At 64.2% G+C, this 23,674-nt stretch carries 19 protein-coding genes; 4 read left to right on the plus strand and 15 right to left on the minus strand.

Going from position 1 to position 23,674, the window contains the following annotated elements:
* Positions 1-1,672 precede the first annotated feature (1,672 nt).
* On the plus strand, positions 1,673-1,888 hold the full coding sequence (locus tag DU490_RS10735) for a DUF3820 family protein (RefSeq protein ID WP_114479588.1): 216 nt from the start codon (positions 1,673-1,675) through the stop codon (positions 1,886-1,888).
* Between the two features lie 38 nt (positions 1,889-1,926).
* Here the strand turns inward: DU490_RS10735 and DU490_RS10740 are convergent, their stop codons facing one another.
* Positions 1,927-2,331 (minus strand): cell division protein ZipA C-terminal FtsZ-binding domain-containing protein, encoded by a 405-nt coding sequence (locus DU490_RS10740; RefSeq protein WP_114574288.1) that lies wholly within the window; start codon positions 2,329-2,331, stop codon positions 1,927-1,929.
* A 733-nt stretch (positions 2,332-3,064) separates the two neighbouring features.
* Between DU490_RS10740 and DU490_RS10745 the strand changes: the two genes are divergently transcribed.
* A complete protein-coding gene (locus tag DU490_RS10745) occupies positions 3,065-4,480 on the plus strand; it encodes a PhoH family protein (protein WP_114574289.1) in 1,416 nt (471 codons plus the stop codon).
* 31 nt (positions 4,481-4,511) lie between these two features.
* On the opposite strand, the gene DU490_RS10750 is transcribed toward DU490_RS10745, so the two are convergent.
* From DU490_RS10750 to DU490_RS10810, 13 genes are all read right to left on the minus strand, one after another.
* Positions 4,512-6,314, minus strand: a complete 1,803-nt coding sequence (locus DU490_RS10750) for a complex I subunit 5 family protein (RefSeq protein ID WP_114574290.1) — start codon at positions 6,312-6,314, stop codon at positions 4,512-4,514.
* Positions 6,311-7,816 (minus strand): complex I subunit 5 family protein, encoded by a 1,506-nt coding sequence (locus tag DU490_RS10755; RefSeq protein WP_114574291.1) that lies wholly within the window; start codon positions 7,814-7,816, stop codon positions 6,311-6,313. The genes DU490_RS10750 and DU490_RS10755 overlap by 4 nt, the downstream gene beginning before the upstream one ends.
* Positions 7,813-9,306, minus strand: a complete 1,494-nt coding sequence (locus DU490_RS10760; protein WP_114574292.1) for a complex I subunit 5 family protein — start codon at positions 9,304-9,306, stop codon at positions 7,813-7,815. Before DU490_RS10760 ends, DU490_RS10755 begins: the two co-directional genes overlap by 4 nt.
* The gene (locus DU490_RS10765; protein ID WP_114574293.1) at positions 9,303-9,974 is read right to left on the minus strand and encodes an NADH-quinone oxidoreductase subunit K; all 672 of its coding nucleotides are present in this window, start codon (positions 9,972-9,974) and stop codon (positions 9,303-9,305) included. The genes DU490_RS10760 and DU490_RS10765 overlap by 4 nt, the downstream gene beginning before the upstream one ends.
* 15 nt (positions 9,975-9,989) lie before the next feature.
* The gene (locus tag DU490_RS10770) at positions 9,990-10,214 is read right to left on the minus strand and encodes a hypothetical protein (RefSeq protein ID WP_114574294.1); all 225 of its coding nucleotides are present in this window, start codon (positions 10,212-10,214) and stop codon (positions 9,990-9,992) included.
* Positions 10,215-10,319: 105 nt separating this feature from the next.
* Positions 10,320-11,522 carry a tryptophan synthase subunit beta gene (trpB, locus tag DU490_RS10775; protein WP_114574295.1) on the minus strand — a complete coding sequence of 401 codons (1,203 nt, stop codon included), beginning with the start codon at positions 11,520-11,522 and terminating at the stop codon, positions 10,320-10,322.
* An 87-nt stretch (positions 11,523-11,609) separates the two neighbouring features.
* Positions 11,610-12,539 carry a prenyltransferase gene (locus tag DU490_RS10780; RefSeq protein ID WP_258801621.1) on the minus strand — a complete coding sequence of 310 codons (930 nt, stop codon included), beginning with the start codon at positions 12,537-12,539 and terminating at the stop codon, positions 11,610-11,612.
* 21 nt (positions 12,540-12,560) lie between these two features.
* Positions 12,561-13,229: an alpha/beta hydrolase gene (locus DU490_RS10785; protein WP_114574297.1), complete on the minus strand. Its 669-nt coding sequence runs from the start codon at positions 13,227-13,229 to the stop codon at positions 12,561-12,563.
* A gap of 133 nt (positions 13,230-13,362) precedes the next feature.
* The gene (locus DU490_RS10790; protein WP_114574298.1) at positions 13,363-15,132 is read right to left on the minus strand and encodes an SLC13 family permease; all 1,770 of its coding nucleotides are present in this window, start codon (positions 15,130-15,132) and stop codon (positions 13,363-13,365) included.
* Between the two features lie 199 nt (positions 15,133-15,331).
* The gene (locus DU490_RS10795; protein WP_043517747.1) at positions 15,332-15,538 is read right to left on the minus strand and encodes a cold-shock protein; all 207 of its coding nucleotides are present in this window, start codon (positions 15,536-15,538) and stop codon (positions 15,332-15,334) included.
* 264 nt (positions 15,539-15,802) lie between these two features.
* Positions 15,803-16,009, minus strand: a complete 207-nt coding sequence (locus DU490_RS10800; protein WP_043517745.1) for a cold-shock protein — start codon at positions 16,007-16,009, stop codon at positions 15,803-15,805.
* Between the two features lie 270 nt (positions 16,010-16,279).
* Positions 16,280-17,935, minus strand: coding sequence for a GMC family oxidoreductase (locus tag DU490_RS10805; RefSeq protein ID WP_114574299.1), 1,656 nt, complete (start codon positions 17,933-17,935; stop codon positions 16,280-16,282).
* A 136-nt stretch (positions 17,936-18,071) separates the two neighbouring features.
* Entirely contained in the window at positions 18,072-19,583 is a 1,512-nt protein-coding gene (locus DU490_RS10810; protein WP_114574300.1) for a CoA-acylating methylmalonate-semialdehyde dehydrogenase, read from the minus strand.
* A 193-nt stretch (positions 19,584-19,776) separates the two neighbouring features.
* On the opposite strand from DU490_RS10810, the gene DU490_RS17640 reads away from it, so the two are divergent.
* Entirely contained in the window at positions 19,777-20,187 is a 411-nt protein-coding gene (locus DU490_RS17640; RefSeq protein WP_404872846.1) for a LysR substrate-binding domain-containing protein, read from the plus strand.
* Here the strand turns inward: DU490_RS17640 and DU490_RS10820 are convergent.
* On the minus strand, positions 20,148-20,714 hold the full coding sequence (locus DU490_RS10820) for an NnrU family protein (RefSeq protein WP_114574301.1): 567 nt from the start codon (positions 20,712-20,714) through the stop codon (positions 20,148-20,150). The two genes, DU490_RS17640 and DU490_RS10820, sit on opposite strands and share 40 nt — an antisense overlap.
* A gap of 808 nt (positions 20,715-21,522) precedes the next feature.
* Between DU490_RS10820 and DU490_RS10830 the strand changes: the two genes are divergently transcribed.
* Positions 21,523-23,253 carry an ExeM/NucH family extracellular endonuclease gene (locus DU490_RS10830; protein WP_114574303.1) on the plus strand — a complete coding sequence of 577 codons (1,731 nt, stop codon included), beginning with the start codon at positions 21,523-21,525 and terminating at the stop codon, positions 23,251-23,253.
* The last annotated feature ends 421 nt before the right edge of the window (positions 23,254-23,674 follow it).

Below are 23,674 nucleotides of genomic sequence, written 5' to 3' on the forward strand. Positions count from 1 at the left end.
ACGGCGCCAGTCGCGATGCGGAGCAGCGCTCCAACAATGATTCTTTCTACCGACGGTGCCACGCCATTTTGTAGGAGCATCTTCAGATCGCGACTGGAGGCCGAAGGACTCCCGGCGGGGTTGCCCGTGCCGGCGACCATCGCCTACGCCGTGGCCTCCGCCGAGGCGCCTGACGGCGCCAATCGCGATGGGGACCAGCGCTCCAACAATGATTCTTTCTACCGACGGTGCCACGCCATTTTGTAGGAGCATCTTCAGATCGCGACTGGAGGCCGAAGGACTCCCGGCGGGGTTGCCCGTGCCGGCGACCATCGCCTACGCCGTGGCCTCCGCCGAGGCGCCTGACGGCGCCAATCGCGATGGGGACCAGCGCTCCAACAATGATTCTTTCTACCGACGGTGCCACGCCATTTTGTAGGAGCATCTTCAGATCGCGACTGGAGGCCGAAGGACTCCCGGCGGGGTTGCCCGTGCCGGCGACCATCGCCTACGCCGTGGCCTCCGCCGAGGCGCCTGACGGCGCCAATCGCGATGGGGACCAGCGCTCCAACAATGATTCTTTCTACCGACGGTGCCACGCCATTTTGTAGGAGCATCTTCAGATCGCGACTGGAGGCCGAAGGACTCCCGGCGGGGTTGCCCGTGCCGGCGACCATCGCCTACGCCGTGGCCTCCGCCGAGGCGCCTGACGGCGCCAATCGCGATGGGGACCAGCGCTCCAACAATGATTCTTTCTACCGACGGTGCCACGCCATTTTGTAGGAGCATCTTCAGATCGCGACTGGAGGCCGAAGGACTCCCGGCGGGGTTGCCAGTGCCAGCGACCATCACCAACGCTGTGGCCTCCGCCGAGGCGCCTGACGGCGCCAATCGCGATGGGGACCAGCGCTCCTACAGCTGCTTTTTCCTGCCATAACAGGCGACTACCACCCTGTAGGAAAATCTTTAGATCACGACTGGAGGCCGAAGGCCTCCCGGCGGGGTTGCCCGTGCCGGCGACCATCGCCTACGCCGTGGCCTCCGCCGAGGCGCCTGACGGCGCCAATCGCGATGGGGACCAGCGCTCCTACAGCTGCTTTTCCCTGCCATAACAGGCGACTACCACCCTGTAGGAAAATCTTTAGATCACGACTGGAGGCCGAAGGCCTCCCGGCGGTGTTGCCCGTGCCAGCGACCATCGCCAACGCTGTGGCCTCCGCCGAGGCGCCTGACGGCGCCAGTCGCGATGCGGAGTCGGGGCGCCGAACCGTGCGCTCCAACAAGGAGCGCCTGCGTCGCTATCGCCGAGGCGTCCTTCCACAATGCAGTCTGTGCAGAGCAGATTCACGCCAAAGTGTGAAGAACCCAATTTTTCGCCCCCGCAAGCACTTACTCACCCGCCGTCCCCGACGATGCCGGGCTCCTTCGTCGGAACACGATCACTTACCGGTCCAAGCTAGTTAGCCGGCGTGGGGGCGTCAAACGGGGTGTTAGGGCTTGCACGCAGAACCCAAGGCGCCCGGCGGCGCCCGGCGGCGCCAGTCGCGACGCAATGCGGCGCTCGATAGCGGTATTTTCCGTCAAGGAGATGAGTTGCTTCTGTCGAGGAGGACGGCTGGCGGGCGACGTCGCCAAGCCGTAAAGTGTCGAGCTGTCAGAGTGTCCACTGCAAACGGCAAAGGAGCGACAAGGCGTGAACCCCGAGGATCTGGAAACGCTGGTTACACTAAGGATGCCGTTTGGCAAGTACGAAGGCTGGCTGATCGCCGACCTGCCCGGCCCCTACCTCAATTGGTTTGCCCGTGAGGGTTTCCCGCCCGGCGAGATCGGCCGGCTGCTGCACCTGATGCACGAGATCGACCACAACGGCCTGGGCGAACTGCTCGACCCGCTGCGCCGCAAGGGCTGATCACCGGGGTATCGACGCCACCCTTCATAGTGCTTGCTTCATAGTGCTTGCTTTCTCAACTGCTCAAACTCCTCCTTGCTGACTTCGTTGCGATCGGCATCGAGGATATGTCCGCCGATGGCGACGATGGACTGGGTGATGCGGATCAGCGTCTCAGGATTGCGTGCCACGCTGCGCTTGTTGATGAAGTGAATCAGGATCGATACGCCCTTGACGATGGGCTGGTCGTCACCTTCATGGATGGGCGGCAGTGTGCCGGGTGGCGAGGAGTTGGCGATGGTGAGCTTGTAGCCGGCCTGGGGGGCGCGGATCACGTAGACGCCGAGCTTGTCGTCGTAGTGGGCATTCACTTCCCGGAACAGCTTGACGAGGCGTCGATTGGTATCGAGCCCCGGCCAGTCGAGCACCACGAACAGGCACTGCTTGATGTCGTTGCCCGACACCGCCTGGAAGCGATGGGTGGGGGGGGGGGGGGCGGTGGTGCCTCCTCCGGCTCAGCTGCGGTTACCTGAACCGGGCTTTCGGGCTCGGCGGGGGCGGAGACAGAGGTGGCCGGCTCGGCCGTCGGCGTTATCGTTGAGGCTGCCGGCGGAGTAGCGCTTCGCTTAGCGCGGCCCGAGAAGTACATCACCATGCAAAGCATTGCCAGAAGCAGCGCCGCACCGGCCACCATCAAGACCACGAGTGCCGGTTCCATTCACTTCTCCCTACGTTGTTATGTTTTATCGTGCGACTGAGTGCACTCTGCATATGTATTTCAAGCTGGCCGTTTCGCCAATCGCGCGACGATGGACACCGCTATTAGCACTACCGATACATCACCGTAGGCGAGTATCGGCCCCCCCGAGGAGTCCGATAGCCTCATGTTCAGCGGGATTAGGCCGGTTCAACGATCATTCAATAATATGCCGATATGGTGCGCCGGGCCATGCTCGCCATCAATGATCGCAGCTTACTTCAGGGCCAGCTCCGACAAACCACGGCAGATCGTTGAAGCCTTTCAATGGTAGCCTGGAGACGAAGGCGTCATCCTGGAGTCAAACGTCTGAAAGACGGTTGAAGAGGAGGAACCAGCCTTTCGTAGTGGCACTGGCCAGTGAGTGAGCCGGACTGTCAGGCGACGGGAAGGCAAGCGGGCCGGTGCCGGAGGTGCCCTCTACCCAGGAGCGTTGCCCGATGGTTCGACTCGACAAGAAAGCCAAGCGGCTCTATGTGCTGGACACCAATGTCCTGATCCACGATCCCGCTGCCCTGTATCAGTTCGAAGAACACGAAGTGGTCATCCCCATGACCGTGCTCGAGGAACTCGACAAGCACAAGAACGGCCTGCGCGAGATCGCTCGCACCGCCCGCCAGGTCAGTCGTACCCTCTCCGACCTGACCAATCAGGTCTCCTTCGACGAAATCCAGCAAGGCATCCCCATTCCCCGCGCCGGTGGCACCCCCATGGGGCGGCTGAGATTTCTCTGCTATCCCGAACTGAAGTCCCTCGAACACCTGGAAGAGAGCCCCGACAACCGGCTGCTGGCGGAGACGTGCCAGCTGCGCGACGAACGCCCCGACGCCTCGGTCATCCTGGTTTCCAAGGATATCAACCTGCGGGTCAAGGCCGCCGCCCTGCGGGTGCCGGTCGAGGACTACCTGACCGACCGCGCCTTCAGCGACAGCGACGCCATGCTCGACGGCGTACGCATCTACCCCGACTCGGAGGCCGGCGACAACGGCCCCTGGGACCAGCTCGAGGTAGACGTTACGGTGGAGCGGGTCGACCACCACACCTTCTACCGTCTGGAGGGGTGCATGCCTGCCGACTGGCACCTGGGCATGCTGGTATCGGACAGCGAGAACGGTGCCAGCTTCGAGGCCATCGTCCGCGAACTGGGCCCCCACCACGCCCGGCTGCAGCTACTCACCAACTATCGCCACAAGGCCGGCGTCTGGGGCGTTCACGCCCACGACAGCCGCCAGAACTTCGCCCTCAACCTGCTGATGGACGACGACATCGACCTGGTGACCATCGCCGGCAGCGCCGGCACCGGCAAGACCTACATGACCCTAGCGGCGGCCTTCCAGCAGACCCTGGACGGCAAGCGCTTCGAGCGCATCGTCTTCACCCGGGCGCCGATCACGATGAGCGAGGACATCGGCTTTCTGCCCGGCACCGAGGAGGAGAAGATGTCGCCCTGGATGGGCGCCTTCCACGACAACATGGACAACCTGCTGCGCGACGAGCATGACGGCAGCACCAGTTGGAGCCAGGATGCCACCCGCACGCTGATCGGCTCCCGCGTGCAGATTCGCGCGCCGGGCTTCATGCGCGGCCGCACGCTCAACGATACCTTCCTGATCATCGACGAGGCCCAGAACTTCACCCCCAAGCAGCTCAAGGCCTTGGTGACCCGCGCGGGGCGTAACACCAAGATCGTCTGCCTGGGCAACGTCGGCCAGATCGACACGCCCTACCTCACCGCCAATACCTGCGGCATGGCAGCCGTGGTGCAGCGCTTCAGCAACTGGGCACATGCCAGCCATGTCACCCTGAGAAGCGTGGAACGCTCGCGCCTGGCACTCGCCGGGGAAGAGCTGCTGTAGCGTGATCCGACTGGCTGGGCTTGGGCATCGCCTAACCCAGCCAGAACCCCAGCAACAGCACCACCGCAACCCCGATCATCAGCGGCACCGCTAGCTGACGAAAGCGTCGCTCATAGCGTGGCAGGCCGTCGATCCACACCATCGCCGCTCTTTCACGCGCCACCAACCTGGCTCGCAGCCGCATTCCACGCGCCTCGAGGCGCGCGGCGCCTCCCTTCAAGGCGGTACCCAGGTACCGTGCCAGCAGCGCATAGAGCCACCAGAGATCCCCCGGCCTCAGTCGCCAGACAAACGGTCGTCGCCGGGTGATACCCGCCAGCCAGAAGAAGCCCAGGCCGACCAGTGCCAGACCTACCCCCACCGGCCACAACAGGCTGGGCAGCTCGTCGGGTGGTGGCCACGGCGAATCGGCACCGACCACGGGTAGCCACAGCGGTACGCTGGTTGCGGCCGCGATAGCGAAGAGCCAGGCCAGCGGCATGGTCCCGAGCAAGGGTATGGCGTTGTGCCCCCGCTCGCGCCACTGCCGCCACAGTGTCCGTGCCATCAGCAGCGTGGTGCCCACGGCAGCCAGGCTCAGCCAGGTGACCAGGGCTTCGTGGCCGCCCTCGTAGAGCACGCTCTTGAACGCCCACTTGCCGGCCAGGCCAGATGCCAGCGCCCCCGTCAGCGACACTGCCGGCAGCACCAGCAACGGCCACAGCAGCCAGCCCGGTAGCCTGGGTGGGTGTTCGCTGATGCCTACGCCCAGGAACAGCGCGCCCTTGGTCATGCCGTGGTGAGCGGCGAACAGCACCACCGCCACCGACAGCGCCGGCCATAGTGCCGGGTCGATCAGGCCGATGCCCACCAGGGCAGTGAGTATGCCCATCTGGCTGACACTGGAGTAGGCCAGCACCGCCTTGGGGTGACGCTGGGTGATGCCGAACAGTGCCGCAGCCAGCGCACTCATCAACCCCAGTGCGATCACCAATCGCCCCAACGGCTCGAGTCCGGCAGTTGGGTCGCCCAGCGGCAGTACGCTGAGCCAGCCCACCAGGCCGGCCTTGATCATCACCCCGCTGAGTACCGCACTGGCTGGCGTCGGGGCCACCGGATGGGCCAACGGCAGCCAGACGTGCAACCCCACAACCCCCGCCTTGACGCCGAACCCAAGCCACAAGATGGCCGCCATCCAGGCCCCATGCTCGGCGTCGGCGATGCCATCGCGCAGCGCGGTGAGGGTCAGCACGTCGGCGCTGCCCGCCGACCACAGTAGCCCACCGAGGATCAATGCCTCACCGAACAGAGCCATGATCAGGTAGGCTCGTCCCCCCAGGTGGGCGTCACGGTTATCGGCATGCACCACCAGGCCGTAGGCGGCGAAGGTCATCACCGCGAAGCCCAGGTAGAAGCTGGGAATGTCCTCGGCGAGCAGCAACAACAGATTACCGACAAGCGTCAGCGGCCAGAGCAGGGCCAAGCCCGCCAGGCGGCGAAAGGCATCGCCATCTCCCGCTTCGGCGGCCTGCTGCTCGGTCATCAGGTAGCCACGGGCATAGATACCGGCCAGCCCCCACAACAGGGCGCTGAACAGCAGCCAGGGCCTGCGGGCATCGTCGAGCTGCCACACGCCACCCAACAGCCACCCCTCCAGCACCAGGGTCGTCTCCCCGGGCCACAGCACCAGCGCCAGTGCAGGCAGCGGGGCCGAGGCCCACCAGATATCCAGCAGCTTCGGCCGGGGGCCAGGGCGCCGCAGCGCATCCTGCTCCATCAGCATCCGCAGCGGGCTGCGCAGCATCACCAACAGCGGCCAGAGGAGGGTCAGTATCAGCAGCAGCGTCGCCGTCATGGCAGGTACTCCTCCGTGGCCACCAGCGTTGCCAGGTCCAGCGGACTGAAGGGAAGCCCGGCCAACAGCCCTGCCAGAAGACTGAACAGCGCCGTGGCCAGGGTCGGCCACAGCAGCCAGCTGCTGGTCTCGAAGCGACCCAAGTGGCGCTCCTCGGGCCACTGCCCCTTGCCGTGTTCTGGCCCGGCTCGAAACCACAGCCGGTGCAGGATCGGCAGGAAGTAGGCGGCATTGAGCAGGCTGCTGGCCACCAGGACGGCGATCACCCATGACATGCCGGCCTGCACGGCCCCTATCCCCAGGTACCACTTGCTGATGAAGCCGGCCACCGGCGGTAGGCCGATCATCCCCAGCGCGCCAACGGTGAAGGCCAGGCTGGTCAATGGCATGCGCCGTCCTGCTCCGTCCAGCTCGTCGATGCGGTGGATGCCGAGCTCCTCGGCATAGTTACCCGCGCAGTAGAACAACGTCACCTTCATCAAACCCTGATGCATGAGGTGAGCCAGACCGGCAATGGTGCCGAAGGGGCCGAACAGGCTGATACCGAGCACGATATAAGAGACCTGACTGATGGTGGAGAAGGCCAGCCGCGGCTTCAGCTCCTGCTGCGCCAGGGCACGCAGCGAGGCGTAGAGAATGGTGAAGACCGACAGCGCCGTCAGCAGCGTAAGCAGCCCCAGCTCGAAGGTCAGCTGGATGCCGTAGACGTCATAGACCAGGCGTACGATGCCGAAGGCGCCCGCCTTGACCACCGCCACAGCATGCAGCAAGGCGCTGACCGGAGCCGGTGCCACCATGGCCCGTGGTAGCCAGCCGTGCAGCGGCACCAGTGCGGCCTTCACCCCCAGCCCCAGCAGCAGCACCAGGAACAGGCCGATCAGCAGCGAATGATATTCCGGGCCCAGGTCGCGCAACATCTCGCGCTCGCCGAAGGTGATATCCCCCACCAGGGCATGCAGCGCCACGACCCCGAGCAGCAGCACCAGCCCCCCGGAGAGGGTGTAGCGCAGATAGACGGTACCGGCAGCCAATGCCGCCGAGTGTCCCCGGTGCACGACGAGCGGATAGGTGGAGAGCGTCAGCAGTTCATAGAACAGCAGGAAGGTGAAGAAGTTGCCGGCCAGTGCGATGCCGGTGGTGCTGGCCACACAGAGGCTGAAGAAGGCGAAGAAGCGCTTGCGGTTGGGGGAGTCCTCCAGGTAGCCGATGGCGTAGACCGTGGTTGCCAGCCACAGCAGCGACGACAGGCCGGCAAACATCATCCCCAGCGCATCGACCCTGAGCAGGAACTCGACACCCGGCACCACGGTGAAGCCGAACGCGAACTCGCGCCCCTGATAGAGCCCCACCACCATCAGGCCCACCAGCAGCAGCTTGAGCAGCGCCGCCGAGAGGTTGAGCACCGCCCGAGCTCGCCAGGCCCGTTCCGGCAGCAGCAGGATCAGCGGCGCCACCAGCAGCGAGGTGGCAAGAGTGATCAGCGGCAGCCAGGCCTGGCTCATGGCGTGCCTCCCGCGATCGCCAGCAGCGCCAGCGGCCACGTGGCCGTCAGGCCCAGAATCAGCGAGGCAAGGGCAAGGGCAAGGGCGACCAGATCCATCCTCAGGGGTACCGGCCGGTAGTCCTCCCGTTCCACGTCCTCGACGAAGGAGTAGCGGAAGACACGGAACACATAGGCAGCACTGAGCAAAGTCCCTACTGCCAGAACCACCAACCAGGGCCACTGTCCGGCAGCCAGTGACGCATGCAACAGCAGCCATTTGGCCGTGAACCCGGCGCTGGGCGGCAGGCCAACCAGGCTGATGGCGGCGATGCCGAAGCTGAGCAGCGAAAGCGGAAAGCGCCGGCTGGCGCCAGCCAGGCCCGAGACCCGCGACTCGCCGGTGGCCAGCATCAGGTTACCGACGGCCAAGAACATGGCGGCCTTGGCCAGGCTGTGGGCAAGCAGCTGTAGCCAGACCCCGGCCCAGGCGATGCTGGCCACCGCCGTCGACGTGCCGATGAGCAGCGGAAAGCCGATCAGCAGGTAGCCCAGCTGCGACACCGTGGACCAGGCCACCACGTCCTTGAGCTTGTCGGCGCGCCAGGCCAATAGCCCGCCCCATACCACCGCCGCCGCGCCCATGCCGCCTACCAGCCAGGCGGCTGCGGCGGCCTGGGGTGCGAGCACCAGCCACAGCTGCAGGGCAATGAAGAACGAGGCCTTGATCACCAGGGCGGCATGCAGCGCGCTGACTGGAGTCCAGGCCGAGCCATGCACCGGCACCAACCAGGCGTGCAGGGGAAAGGCCGCCGCCTTGAGCAGCAACCCGGCGCTCAGCAGCGCCATGGCAACCCACAGCACAGGGCTCGGCTCAACCACCACAGCCAGCCCCGCCAGGTCCAGCCGCTCCCAGCTGCCCAGAAGCAGCGCCACGCCCAGCAGGAAGGCCAGCGAGCCGATCAGGGCGAGCAGCAGATAGCGCATGCCCGCCGCCAGCGCCTCTTCTCGCCCCGGCAGCAGAATCAGGCCGACCGCCGTCAGGCCCATCAGTTCCAGGCCGATGTAGAGCGTCAACAGGTCGGCAGCCATCCAGATCAGCGACAGGCTCGTCGCCAGCAACCCCATCAACGGCCACAGCCAGACAGCCCCCCTGCCCAGGGCCTGCTCCGCCACTCGCAGATAGGCGGGCGTATAGACGGCGCTGGCCAGCACCAGCCATTGCGTGAGCAGCAGCAACAGTAGCGTCAGACCATTGGCGCGCCAATGCAGTGTCAGGGAACCTAGCTCCAGCACCCAGGCCTGGGTGCCGTGGACGGCGATCTGCTGTACCAGCCACAACAGTGCCAGCAGGGGGATCAGCGCCAGCGCGAGGCCAGGCCAACCCCGCAAGGGCCGCCATGCACCGCCCAGCACCCCTAGCAGTACAGGCATCACGACGGCCAACAGCACCATTGCGCTGCTGGTTGCCGTCGGTAGTTGGGTTGTCACAAGGCCCAGGCGCTCGATCATGACGCCTGCCCGTCATTGATGAGTGTCGACTCATGGTGTGTTGCCAAGGCGCCGAGGCGGCGGATCAGCAACGCGCCAAGTACTGTACCCAACCAGGCCACAACCAGGCCGGTAATCACCAGCGCCTGGCCTGCGGCTGTGCCGGCTTCACCAACCAGAGTCATCAGCAGCAGGAAGATACCGGTACCGGTGATATTGAACGCCAGCAGCCGTCGAAGGAGATGGGCTTTCAGGTTGAAGACCCATAGCCCCAGGCCAACCAGCACCAACCCGCTCCAGCGCGCAGCCGGGCTAGTATCGCTGGCCGGCAAGCTGGCCAAGGCGGCTGCAAGCATCCCCAGAAGAGCCAGAACGGGCATGAGGTGAACAAGCCCCCGCCGCCAGGTCAGCGGCAAGGGGTCCTGGCCATGACTCCGTCGAACCGGAGGCGCTCGCCTGGCGGGGCCGATACCCAAGGCATGGAACAGGAAGGCGCCGGTCAGGGCGGCTCCCAACAGGGTTTCCAGCAGCGCCAGCCAGATGAAGCCCAGCTGCCACCAGTTCAGCGCCACGACGAGGGCAAACAGCACGAATAACGAACAGGCGCGAACCAGGTGGCGGTCAAGCAGGGCAAAGGCCGCCAGAAACACCGGAAGCGTTGCCAGCAGCACATCGACAAGCGGCGGCATGGACGGCGCGACGCCTTATTTACCGTTGCGGTTGACGACCTTCTCGACCAAGGCCTCGGTCTCGCTGCTTGAGCCCTCCTTGAGCATTTCGGCGGCTTCTTCATAGGAACACAGGTGGTGGTTGCAGGAAGCACAGACCACCTTGTCGTCGGGATTATGAACTTCCGACACGCGGTAGAGGTGGCTACCACAATTAGGGCAGGCCTCAGGCAGGCGTAACTCCTCGGATAAATCGGGCATCGCCACAGGCTCCTTGTGCTTGATTACGAAGGTATCAATAGTGATACCTTGGGGTTTATCCTGCCTGACTCAACCCCGAAGGGCCAATTCCACCCTGCCTATCGCTTACAGGCCGAGCTTGTCCGCCACGTAGTCGGCATCCTTGTCGCCGCGGCCAGAGAGGTTAATCAGGATATGCTGATCCTTGGGCAGCGTGCGAGCGACACGCATTGCCCAGGCGACGGCATGGGCGCTCTCTAGTGCCGGAATAATGCCTTCCACTCGGGACAAGGCCAGGAAGGCCTCCAGGCACTCATCATCGCTGGCCGTCTCGTAGTCGACCCGACCCAGCTCCTTCAGGTGGCTGTGCTGAGGCCCGACGCCGGGATAATCGAGGCCGGAGGCGATGGAGTGGACCGGCATCGGGTTGCCCGCCTCGTCCTCCAGCACGTAGCAGGCCATGCCGTGGATCTCGCCGGGCTTGCCCAGGGTCAGGGTGGCGGAGTGGCGCTGGGTGTCGAGTCCCTCGCCGGCGGGCTCCACGCCGACCAGCTGCACGGACTCATCTTCGAGAAAAGCGGTAAATATGCCGATGGCGTTGGAGCCGCCACCGACGCAGGCGGTGACATGATCGGGAAGGCGACCATGGCGAGTCAGGAACTGCTCGCGGGCCTCGCGGCCAATCACCGACTGGAAGTCGCGGACCATCTTGGGAAAGGGATGAGGCCCCACCACCGAGCCGATGGCGTAGATGTAGTTCTGCGGGTCCTTGAGGTACTCCTCGAAGGCGCTATCCACGGCATCCTTCAGCGTCGCCGTGCCACGGGTCACCGGCACTAGTTTGCAGCCGAGGATCTTCATCTTGGTGACGTTAGGGTGCTCCTTCTCGATGTCCACCTGCCCCATGTGGATCTCGCAGGGAATGCCCACCAAGGCGCAGGCCGTGGCCAGTGCCACACCGTGCTGACCAGCGCCGGTCTCGGCGATCACTTTGGTCTTGCCCATGAACTTGGCCAGCAAGGCTTCGCCCAGGCAGTGATTGATCTTGTGGGCGCCGGTGTGGTTCAGATCCTCGCGCTTGAGGTGGATCTGTGCCCCACCGAGCTTCTCGGAGAGCCGGCGGGCATGGAAGATCGGGCTGGGCCGGCCGACATAGTCGGAGAAGAGCTCGGCGAGCTCCTGCTGGAAATCCTCGCGCACGCGGATCTCTTCATAGGCGGCATCGATCTCGTCCATGACCCGCTTCAGTTCGGGCGGAATGAACTGGCCGCCGAAGCGGCCGAAAAAGCCCTGGGAGTCGGGAAGATTGGCGAAGGGGGAAGTGCTCATGGCGTAATCCTGACGGCATCCGAAGTATCCGCCTATCTTGCCCAGCCTAACGGTGGCTGTCGAGACAGACCTTGGATGAGACGGCCCTTAGCCGGCCAATAACAGCCCCGCATTGAGCAGGATCAAGCTCCCCAACAACACCACCACATTGAGCCCCATCAGCGGCAGCAGCGGCGCGAGCTTTCCCCGCTCCACGTCGACCGGCAAGCACCAGAGCCCGCGGGCCAGCCAGGCGGCTGCCGGAACAGCAAGCCACATCAACCAGGCGCCGGCAGGCAGCACGCCGAAAAGCCAGGCGATCGGAATGACGGCGAAGCCGGCGAGCACTATGGCCGCCGCCAGCCTGGAAGCGCGACGAACCCCCAGCCGGATGGCCAGATGATCGCGCCCCACACGCTGATCCGGCTCGATATCAGGCAACTGATTGACCAGCAGCAACGCACTGACCATCAGTGCTGGTACCAGTGAGACCGCCAGGGCCGTAAGCGAGAACATCCCCGTGAGCGCCTGGTAGGCCCCCGCCACCATCAGGATGCCGAAACCCAACCCGGGCGCCAGCAGGCAAAGCCAGGGGCGCCGGGTCAGCCAGCCGGTATAGGCGACGATCAGCAGCAGGCCCAGCAGCCCATAGGCCAGCATCACCGCCCCGACCTGCCATAGAAAGAGGGCGCCAATCGCCACCACGCCAACCAGGCAGGTCCAGGCCGCGATGCGCACGGCACCGGCGCCCTCAGGATTCTCCGGCAGCGAGCCGCTTCCTCCCGAGAAGGGTGTCCGGGTGGTGAGACTATCCAGACCGCTGCGGAAGTCGTGATGCTCATTGAACAGGTTGACCGCAACATGGGCCAGCAGCGCCGCGAGCATGACCAGCAAGATGTCGAGCCCGGCCGGCGAATGGCCGTCGTGCCAGGCAGCGGACACCGCCAAACCGGCGCACAGCGGTGCCAGCACCAGGAAGTTGGGGCGACTGCTGCGCAGACAGGCGAGCAGGGAGAATTTGTAAGCAGACATTTTCATGGAATTGTGCCCTGCGTAAGCCTAGCGGGACAGCCGCTGGCCCAGCCACTTGCCGATGTCGCCGATCTGCTGGGGGCAGACCGCATGGGCCATGGGATAGCTGCGATAGTTCGCCGGGTGGCCCAGCGACAGCAGCTTCTCGTAGCCCGCCTTGCCCAACTGCTCCGGCACCACCGGGTCAAAGGAGCCGTGGTGCACTTCGGCCGGCAGGTCACGGTTGGCCTCGGCCAGCGGGATGCTGTCGGCGGTAGCAAAGTAGGTGGAAAGCGCCAGCAGGCCGCCCAGTGGCTCGGGGAACGAAAGCGCCGCGTGATAGGCCACCGCGCCACCCTGGGAGAAACCGGCCAGGATGATCCGACGGCTGTCGATGCCATGGCCGATTTGTTCCCTTATCAATTCCTGGATACGCTCGGCGGAGGCCACCAGCTGCTTCTCGTCGACGCGTCGGTCGAGGCTCATCTCCAGGATGTCATACCAGGCCGGCATCACCATGCCACCGTTGATGGTCACCGGAAGACGCGGCGCATGGGGCAGTATGAAGCGAACGCTGGTATCGGCAGGCAGCGGCAAGGCCGGGGCCAGCGGTTCGAAGTCGCGGCCATCAGCGCCCAGGCCGTGAAGAATGAAGACGCAGGCATCGGCAGGCTTGCCGCTCTTCGGCTCAATGATCAGTTCATCGTGGCTACTCATGAGCTGGGTTCCAATCGAGGGAGTGGACGAAAACCGACACCCTAACGTAAAGCCGGGTTCACCGCGAGCAGCACTGCTCAAAAGGGCCCGCTCAAAAGGGCCCGCTCAAAAGGGCCCGCTCAAAAGGGCCCGCTCAAAAGGCCCAGAACAGGGGGATCAGCGTCAGCGCCGTGGCCGCCACCAGCAGGTTGAGCAGTCCGCCCACGCGCAGGTAATCGCCGAAACGGTAGCCACCGGGTCCGTAGACCATCAGGTTGGTCTGGTAGCCGATGGGGGTGAGGAAGCTCGCCGAGGCGGCGAACATAACCGCCACCACGTAGGGTATGGGGCTCACCCCCAGGCTTTCGGCACTGGCCATGACCACGGGAAAGACGATGACCGCCGCAGCGTTGTTGGTCACCAGTTCGGTCAGCAGCGCCACCAGCACATAGGTACCGAACAGCAACAGCCAAGGGCTGCCACCCGCGAGCTCCAGCGCCATCCCTGCCAGCGTGCCGGCGGCACCGGAGCTCTCCAGTGCCGCCCCCAGGCCGAAGGAAGCGGCAATGGTCAACAGCACCTGAGTGTCCAGGCCGCGCTTGGCTGCCCCCACCGTGCAACACCCGGTTATCAGCACCAGCAGGGCGCCCAGCATGGCGGCGTTCATCATGCTCATCACGCCAAAGGTGGCAAGCCCCACTACGCAGAGCAAGATGCTCCAGGCCAACCAGGCCTTCTCGTGTACCGGGCGCGCCGCGCCATTGAGCTGGCTGATCAACAGGAAGTCGCGGGACTGCCGGTGGCGTTCGATAAAGGGGGGGCGCGCCTCCAGCAGCAGGACGTCGGAGGGCTGCAGGCGCACCTGCCCCAGGTTGCCGGCGACCCGCTCGCCGCCGCGGCATACGGCCAGCACCGCGGCCCCATAGAGCGTGCGGAAATGACCGTCGCGAATGCGCTGGCCCACGAACTGGCACTGGTCGGAGACCACCGCCTCCACCAGCCGGCGCTCCTTGAAGTCCTTCTCCAGGCTCGAGCCGTCATGGTGCGACGGCACCAGCCCGCGAATCTGCTGAAGCTCCACCGCCGCCGCCGAAGTGCCGGCGAAGACCAGCCGGTCGCCGGCCTTGAGCCGTTCGCCCGGCCCCACCACGCTGACGATATTGCCGTCGCGTTCGATCTCCACCAGGAAAAGCTCCTGCAGGTGCCGCAGCCCGGCTTCCTCCACCGTCTTGTCCACCAGGGGGCCGCCGGGGTCCACCTCCATCTCGATGGTGTATTCCCGGGGGTTCTCGAAGGCCTGGGCCGCGTCGCGCCGCTGGGGCAGCAGGCGGTGTCCGATGAAGAGCAGATAGGCCAGGCCGACCACGGCGACCGGCACGCCCACCAGGGCGATATCGAACACGCCCATGGCGAGAGTCGGGTAGCGCTCTACCAGCAGGCCGTGCACCACCAGATTGGTACTGGTGCCGAACAGGGTGATGGTACCGCCCAGGATCGACGCAAAGCTGAGCGGCATCAGCAGCCGGTGCGAGGGGATCTGAAGCCGTCGGCTCCAGCTGAGTACGGCGGGGATATAGGTGGCGACCACCGGGGTGTTGTTGAGAAAGCCGCTGAGGGCGGCGACCGGCAGCAGCAGCCGCACCCGGGCACCAGCCTGGGTGCGTGGACGCCCCAGCACGAAGCGAATGATCAGGTCGATGCCGCCGGTATCGCGAATGCTCGCCACCAGCACATAGAGAAAGGCCACGGTGAACAGGCCGCTGTTGGAAAAGCCGGCCAGCGCCTCGCCGCTATCGATGACACCCAGCGTCAGCAGCAGAATCAGGGCGCCGAGCAGCACCATGTCAGGCCCGAGACGCGTGAAGGCCATCAGCGGGAAGACCGCGATGACAACACTGAGTGCGATCCAGGCGTCGAAGGGCATTGGGTGATTCCGTCGGAAATAAAGACCCCATTGTGCCTAACGACGCTTATTCCATAAAGATATTTGTGGAGATTTGCCTATTCGATAATCGAATATAACAATTGTTACACCCTATCAAAAAGCAGGGCCCGCTTTAGCGGACCCTGCTCATCGCTGCCTTTCGGAAGCGCACATCAGATCAAACCGGGTCGGTCAAGACTCAGTCGACGACCTTGATGTTGGAAGCCTGGAGGCCTTTCTTGCCTTGGGTGACGTCGAAGGAGACCTTCTGGCCGTCTTGCAGGGTCTTGAAGCCGTCAGCCTGAATCTCGGAGAAGTGAGCGAACAGGTCGTCGCCGCTGTCGTCCGGAGAGATAAAGCCGAAGCCCTTGGTGTCGTTGAACCACTTGACAGTACCAGTAGCCATTATCGAATTCCTCGAATAGCGTTTTGATTTACCGGGAAATACCCGAGTTGCAGTGGGTAAGACAAGAAACTTTCACCGGGAAATCGATGCCATGAGCCTTCGATGACCTCTTGCGATGTTCGCCTTGCTACCAACTGGGCACAGCTTGGGCCTTATGCCAGCACACGTCAAATGCTAATTTTGCAAAAGACGAAAATGAAAAGGGCCCGCCGAAGCGAGCCCTTTCCTACGCTACCTGACGGTAGCGTGCATCAGGTCAATCGATTAGTCGACAGACTTGATGTTGGAAGCCTGGAGGCCTTTCTTGCCCTGGGTGACGTCGAAGGAAACCTTCTGGCCGTCTTGCAGGGTCTTGAAGCCGTCAACCTGAATCTCGGAGAAGTGTGCGAACAGGTCGTCGCCGCCTTCGTCCGGAGAAATGAAGCCAAAGCCTTTAGTGTCGTTGAACCACTTAACTGTACCAGTAGCCATTATCGAATTCCTCGAATAGCGTTAGATGTTACCGGGAAATACCCGAGTTATGCTGGGTAAGACAAGAAACTTTCACCGGGAGATCGACGCCATGAGCCTTCGATGACCACTTGCGATGTTCCACTTACTAACCAACTGGTGCCAAGAATGCCCCTTTGGCAGGTCCGCGTCAAACACTATTTTCATCGAAAGCATGATAAGAAGCGAGAAACGGCGCCTCCCTGGCGGATCGCGCCGGCTCGAACTGCACTGATTGCCAACCCAGTGGCGTTACGACTGCTCTGCAAGAATCCAACCCGCCGCCTTCTCGGCGATCATCAGGGTTGGCGAATTGGTGTTGCCGCTGGTGATGGTCGGCATGATGCTGGCATCCACCACCCGCAGCCCATCGACGCCGTGGACGCGCAAGCGGGGGTCCACCACCGCCATGGGATCATCAGCGCAGCCCATCTTCGCCGTGCCTACTGGATGAAAGATAGTGGTGCCGATATCGCCGGCCAGCCGCGCCAACTCGTCGTCACTCTGATACTCCAGACCCGGCTTGACCTCTTCGGGATGGTACTTGGCGAAGGCCGGCTGCTCGGCGATGCGCCGCGTGACCCGCAGCGAATCCGCTGCCACCTTGCGATCTTCCTCGGTACTCAGGTAGTTGGGCGCGATGGCCGGGGCCTGACGCGGGTCGCGACTCTTGATACGCACGCTGCCGCGACTGGTGGGGTTGAGGTTGCACACGCTGGCAGTGATCGCCGGGTAGTCGTGCAGCGGCTGGCCAAAGGCTTCCAGGCTCAGCGGCTGGACGTGGTATTCGATATTGGGGTGGCGGTATTCATCGCTGCTGCGGGTGAAGGCGCAGAGCTGCGAAGGCGCCATGCTCATAGGGCCGGTACGCTTGAGCACGTACTCCATGCCAATCTTCGCCTTGCCCAGCCAGGAGGCGGCCAGGGTATTGAGCGTCTTGGCCCCGGTGACCTTGTAAACCGAGCGGATCTGCAGGTGGTCCTGCAGGTTCTCCCCGACACCAGGCAGCTCGTGTACCAGGGGAATGTCGTGCTCGGCAAGCAGCGAGGCCGGCCCGATGCCCGAGAGTTGCAGCAGCTGCGGCGAGCCGATGGCGCCGGCAGCAAGAATCACTTCGCGAGTCGCCTTCACCTGGCTGAGGCCGCCGTCGCGTTCTAGCTCGACGCCGGTAGCGCGGGGCCGGCCCTCGCTGCCGATCTCGAGCAGCAGGCGGTGCACCTGGGTGGAGTGCCATAATGTGAAGTTGCCGCGCTTTTCACATACCGGGCGCAAAAACGCCTTGGCCGCGTTCCAGCGCCAGCCGCCACGCTGATTGACTTCGAAGTAATCGACCCCCTCGTTGTCGCCGCGATTGAAGTCCCGGGTGCGGGGTATGCCGGCCTGAACCGCCGCCTCGGTGAAGTCCTCCAGAACCTGCCACTTGAGCCGCTGCTTCTCCACCCGCCATTCGCCTCCATGGCCGTGGTAGTCGCGGTGTGCAGGGTCCGCATCGCCGCCTTCGTCGAGCCGCTGGTGATGCTCGTGCTTCATGAAATCCGGCAGGCAGTTCTCCCAACGCCAGGCATCGTCGCCGGTGGATTCGGCCCAGCCGTCGTAGTCCCGGGCCTGGCCACGGATGTAGAGCATACCGTTGATGCTGGAGCAGCCACCCAGGGTCTTGCCACGGGGGTAGATCAGTGAGCGCCCGTTCAGCCCCTTGTCTGGCTCGGTGCGAAAGCACCAGTCGGTGCGCGGGTTGTTGATACAGTAGAGGTAGCCCACCGGCACGTGAATCCAGTGGTAGTTGTCGCGGCCTCCGGCCTCGATCAGCAGCACCCGGTTATTCGGGTCTGCACTCAGGCGATTGGCCAGCAGGCAGCCGGCGGTACCGGCGCCCACCACGATATAGTCGAATTCCTGCTCTGCCATGGTGTGCTCTCTCAGGGCAGCCGCGTTGCGGCGGCCAGATCGCTTTTTATCTTTCCCCTTGGCGATATCGCTCGAGGCTATCCCGGCAACAGGCGCCTCTCGCTACGCAAAGGCACTCGCCTGTGCCTAGCCAAGATTATTTGTGGGTCGGCATGACGAACTCGGCGCCGGCGTTGATCGAGTCCGACCAGCGCTGCATGATCGACTTCTGCTTGGTGTAGAAGCGCACGCCCTCTTCGCCGTAGGCGTGGGTATCGCCGAACATGGAGCGCTTCCAGCCGCCGAAGCCGTGCCAGGCCATGGGTACCGGGATCGGCACGTTGATGCCCACCATGCCCACCTGGATGCGACGACCAAATTCGCGCGCCACGCTGCCGCTTTCGGTGAAGCAGCTCACGCCATTGCCGAACTCGTGGTCGTTGATCAACTGAATTGCCGTGGCGATATCAGGCACGCGCACGCAGGCTAGCACCGGACCGAAGATCTCCTCGCGGTAGATGGTCATCTCCGGGGTGACATGGTCGAACAGCGAGCCGCCCATCCAGAAGCCTTCGGCGCAGCCCTCGCCGGTGGTGGCGGCGTCGAAATCGCGGCCGTCGACCACCAGCTCGGCGCCCTCTTCCACGCCCTTGTCGATATAGCCGGTGATGCGCTGGTGGGCCGCGGCAGTGACAATGGGACCCATTTCGGCGTCGAGCTCGAGGCCGTTCTTGACCTTGAGCGCACGGGCGCGCTCAGCCAGGCGCGGCACGATCTCATCGGCCACGTCACCCACCAGCACCGCCACGCTGATCGCCATGCAACGCTCGCCGGCACTGCCGTAGGCCGCGCCAATCAGTGCGTCGATGGCCTTGTCCAGGTCGGCATCGGGCATCACCACCATGTGATTCTTGGCGCCGCCCAGGGCCTGGACGCGCTTGCCGTGATGCGCGCCGCGTTCGTAAATCAGGTTGGCGATGGGGGTGGAGCCGACGAAGGAGAGCGCCTTGACCTCCGGATGCTCGATCAGCGCCTCGACGGAGGCCTTGTCGCCCTGGACCACGTTAAATACGCCATCGGGGAGCCCCGCCTGCTTGAGAAGGTCGGCGATCAACAGCGAGGGGCTGGGGTCCAGCGGGCTCGGCTTGAGGATGAAGGTGTTGCCGGCGGCGATCGCCAGCGGAAACATCCACATCGGCACCATCACCGGGAAATTGAACGGGGTGATTCCCGCTACCACACCCAACGGCTGGCGCATCGTCCAGTTGTCGATGCCGGTGCCGACTTGCTCGGTGTAATCGCCTTTGAGCAGCTGCGGAATGCCACAGGCGAACTCGACGATATCGATACCACGGGCCACCTCGCCCTGAGCGTCGGTGAACACCTTGCCATGCTCTGCGGTAATGGCCTGGGCCAGCTCATCCTTGTGGGCGTTGAGTAGCTCCAGGAAGCGGAACATCACTCGAGCGCGTCGAATCGGTGGGGTATCGGCCCAAGCCGGAAAGGCGGCCTTCGCCGCATCGACAGCGCGGTCGACATCGGCCGAACCGGCCAATGCCACCTGCCCAGTCACCTGGCCGCTGGCGGGGTTGGTCACCGCCTGGCGCTCTGTGGTCTCAGCCGCGTCACGCTGACCGGCAATATAGTGATCGATGTTGGTCGTTGTCATAATACTTGCCTCTGTTCGCTACGTATTGCCATTAAATCCGTCCAGACTACAAGAGTAACGCGTCTTACGTCTCAATCAATCGCCCCCGCCGGCTGGAGCGAGCGGCCTACCCGCACTGACTGGCCTAGCCTGGCAGCCCTGCCGTGGATCGTAACTCCCCCAGGAATCCGTCCATCATCGTTTGCTGCAGGGCGTGCTGGAACCGCAAGGGGTTACCCCCAATGGCGTGGCCCAGGTGGATCAGGAGGCCTGCATGCTGGATCTGGTGCGTGCCGGTGTGGGGCTCAGTCTCGCTCGTGACGCCCTGGCCATGGGCGAACGCCAGGAGCAGGGCCTGGTGGTCGTCGAAGGGGGGCGCCTGCCCTGCTCGCTGAACTTCATCTGGCAGCGCCAGCGCAGCGATGAGCCCGCCATCGCCGCGGCACTAGGGGGGCTGGAGGAGGTATGGCCGACCCAAACGCCGGCAAAAAGCCGGCGTGATTGTGAGGCGAATGATTGTGAGGCGAATGATTGTGAGGCGAATGATTGTGAGGCGAATGATTGTGATGCAGAGGTGGCGACGGCCTACATGACCGGGACGCCGGTAATCCAGACGTGCAGATGAAAGGCGAAGAGATAATAGGCGATCAGACCGCCGACCACGGCAATGGCAGTTCCGGCCATACGAGGCGTCGCCTGTGGTGCCGGCTGGCGGCGGCGGGCTGAGCGGAAGTCCAGCACCGCCCAGGCCAGGAAGGCACCGAAGAAGACGATATCGCCCAGGCGACCGTTGGCCAGCAGGTGAGCCAGTGCCCACACCTTGACCGCCAGCACCATCGGGTGACCCAGCTTGGCCTTGATATGGTTGCCGGGGACATAGGCCGCCACCAGCAAGATGAAAGCCGGGATCATCAGTAGTGCGACGGCATGGCGCAGGCCCGTGGGCGGAAACCAGATCCAGAGGGGATCGAGGCGCATCTGGCCGTAGCCCCAGATGGCGATGGCCAGACCGATGATCGAGATCACCGAGAAAACCGCCTTCCAGCGCAACTCCCCCATACGCTGGACCTGTGCGCTGCGCCAGTCGTCGGCAAAGATGCGCACGGAGTGCACACCAAGAAAGATCAGTAGGCCAAGAATCATCACGAACATGCCGGGGCTTCCTTTACATTGGGGATCGAAACGGGATCGAAGCAGGTATCGAAACAGCGTGCAGCTTAACGATACCGGCTCGTGACACCAAGGGAAGCGCTAAATAAATTGGCGACCGGAGTGAAACGCAAGGCGTACCGAACCGAGCCCTTTCATGTCTTGCCTCGATTCCTGCACCGCTATACCGCTTGACTGATGGGGGGCAGCCAGCCATACCTAAGCGGAATGCCCAAACGAAAAGGAGTTCGTATGCTACGTTTGCTCGTGTTGGCTGCCGGCGCCTATTGGCTACGCAAGCCTGAAAATCGCAAACTCGCTGAAGAAAAAATAAAGGAGGGGTGGAACCGTGTCGTGCACGGACCCGACAAGCGTAGGCAAGATGTCAGCCCGTATCACGCCTCACGGAGGCCCAACCACGACCGTGACCTGTAGCGACCTTGTCAACCATGTCACTCTCACTCAGGCAGGGAGGTCTGTATGAGAAGATGGATCCTGTTCGCCGTTATCAACTGGCTGAGAAAACCTGCGAACCGAGCCAAGGCGAAAAACGCCTGGAACGGCATGCGCGGGAAGAAGCCTGATCAACGGCAATCCGGAAGAAATCCGAATCGACGCCCCAGCGACCGCCCCGGCAGCCGTTGACTCGAGGTCAGCCAGGGAGCCACGCGTGGCACCTCCGTCTTCCGAACTCACGACGGACACGACGTGACCTACCTCGGCAACGGCGAATTCATGATCGTGGTGCCGGGCGAAGAAGCCGGTGTGACGGTCAGGACACACAACGCCGAATTCGTTTGAGACGCCCACCATGACCGACACCGACCACCCTCTTGCCACCGGCAAGCGCCGCCGCCATGCCGTGGCCCGCTGCGCAGGGCCACTACCCCTGCTGCTCGCCCTGCTGCTGGTGGCCGCACCGGCGGCGGCCAGCTGCCCCGAGCCGTCCAGCACCGACCTGGCCGCCATCAAGGGCCATGGCGAACGTCCGGCCCTGCCTTCCGGCCGCGAGGTGATCGCCGACGGCGTGGTGACCGGGGAGTTCCTCGGCCGCGAACGGCTGGGCGGTTTCTATCTGCAACGGACTACCGAGCAAGGCCCTGTCGGCCTGTTCGTCTATATGCCCAGCGCAACGTCGACCGATAAAGCGCTTATCACCCCCGGCAGGCACCTGCAGCTCCACGCCCGGACCGGCGAGTACCGCGGCCAGATCCAACTGCAGCGGGTCGAGCGGATCGAGCCCTGCGCCCGCGACCGGCTGCCCGAGCCGCTGACGGTGAGCTGGCCGCTCAGCGAGGAGCAGCTGTCACGGAAGGAGGGTCTAATGCTGGCGTTTCCGCAGGCCCTGACCGTCACCGGCAACTACGAGCTCGCCCGCTACGGCTCCCTCGCGCTTGCCGCCGAACGCCTGTTCCGCCCCACCAATACCCCCGGCGAGACCCAGCAGCGGGATATCCTCGTGCTGGACGACGGCAGCTACCGCGCCTTTCCGACCCCCATTCCCTATCTGGATGCGGACGGCAGCCGCCGCGTCGGCAGCAGCGTCGAGGGGCTGACCGGGATACTTGCCCACGCCTTCGACGCCTACCGCCTGCACCCGACCCTGGAGCCATACTTCGAGGACGCCAACCCGCGCCCGGGGCCGCTGCCGGAACCGAGGCAGCGTCTGCGGGTGGCGACCTTCAACGTCGAGAACTACTTCATCACACTCGGCCAGCGCGGCGCGGCGAACGCCCACGAGCTGGAGCGCCAGAGGGGTAGGCTCGCCGCAGCGGTTGAGGGCCTGCAGGCCGACATCCTGGCCCTGGTGGAGGTCGAGAACGACCCACGCGCCCTGGTCGACCTGGTCGAGCAGCTGAGCGAGCGGACCGGTATCCGCTATCGCGCGGTCGGCGGTAATGCCGACCGAGGCAGCGATGCCATCAAGCTCGCCCTGATCTACCGGCCGGACCGGGTAGAGGCCGTGAGCGAGCTCTATGCCGACAACGACCCCACCCATCACCGCCCGCCGCTGGCGGCCTTCTTCCGCAGCGTGGACGGCGGCCCCGCCTTCGGCGTCGTCACCGCCCACTTCAAGTCAAAGACCGGCTGCCCGCCCCGGGGCGATATCGACCGTGGCCAGGGCTGCTGGAACCAGCGCCGGGTGCAACAGGCACAGGCCATGAAAGACTTTATCGACCGCCTCGCTGCCGCCCAGGGACACGAACGCGTGCTGCTGATCGGCGACCTGAATGCCTACGGCGCCGAGGACCCGATCCGCACCCTGGCCCACGCAGGACTGCTCAATCTGATTGCCCGGGAGCTGCCGCCAGAACGCCGCTATAGCTATGTGTTTCGCGGTGAGTCAGGCTATCTGGACCATGCCCTGGCCAGCCCCGAACTGGCCGCGGCAGTGGCAGATGTCCGCCCCTGGCCCATCAATGCCGACGAGCCGCCTTTCCTCGGCTACGACGGACCGGACAATGCAGCGCCTTACTTCCAGCCGGACCCTTTCCGCTCCTCGGACCACGACCCGATCGCGGTAGACTTGAAGTGGCCGTAACTCACTGTGGATGCGGCACCGCCTCTCGCAACTTGTCGGCGATGACGGCCTCGGCAGCATGCCCCAGTGGCTCAACATACTCGGACCGCTGATGATCGTCGCGGTGCTCGGCAGGCCGGGGTGGCCGCCTATGGGGCGTCGGCGCCTCGCTGTCGGTGGCCATGCACGAAGAGGGAAGCTTTGGGGCCTGCTGGCCTGTCACGGTCTGAAACCCATGCCACTGAAGGCCGACCTGCGTGATGCGCTGTGCGCCCTGACTCAGGTCGCCATGCTGCGACAGCCACGCGGCTTCATATGCTTCATAGTGGGATGGTATGCCCTTGATTGAGACACGCCTTTACAAGACAACAAGTACAAGGCAACAAACCATACGGAACTGGAAACGTGAGGCTTCCATGGGGTTCAGACATTGCGATGGGAT

It is taken from the genome of Halomonas sp. DQ26W (genome assembly GCF_003339685.1).
Lineage (GTDB): Bacteria > Pseudomonadota > Gammaproteobacteria > Pseudomonadales > Halomonadaceae > Halomonas.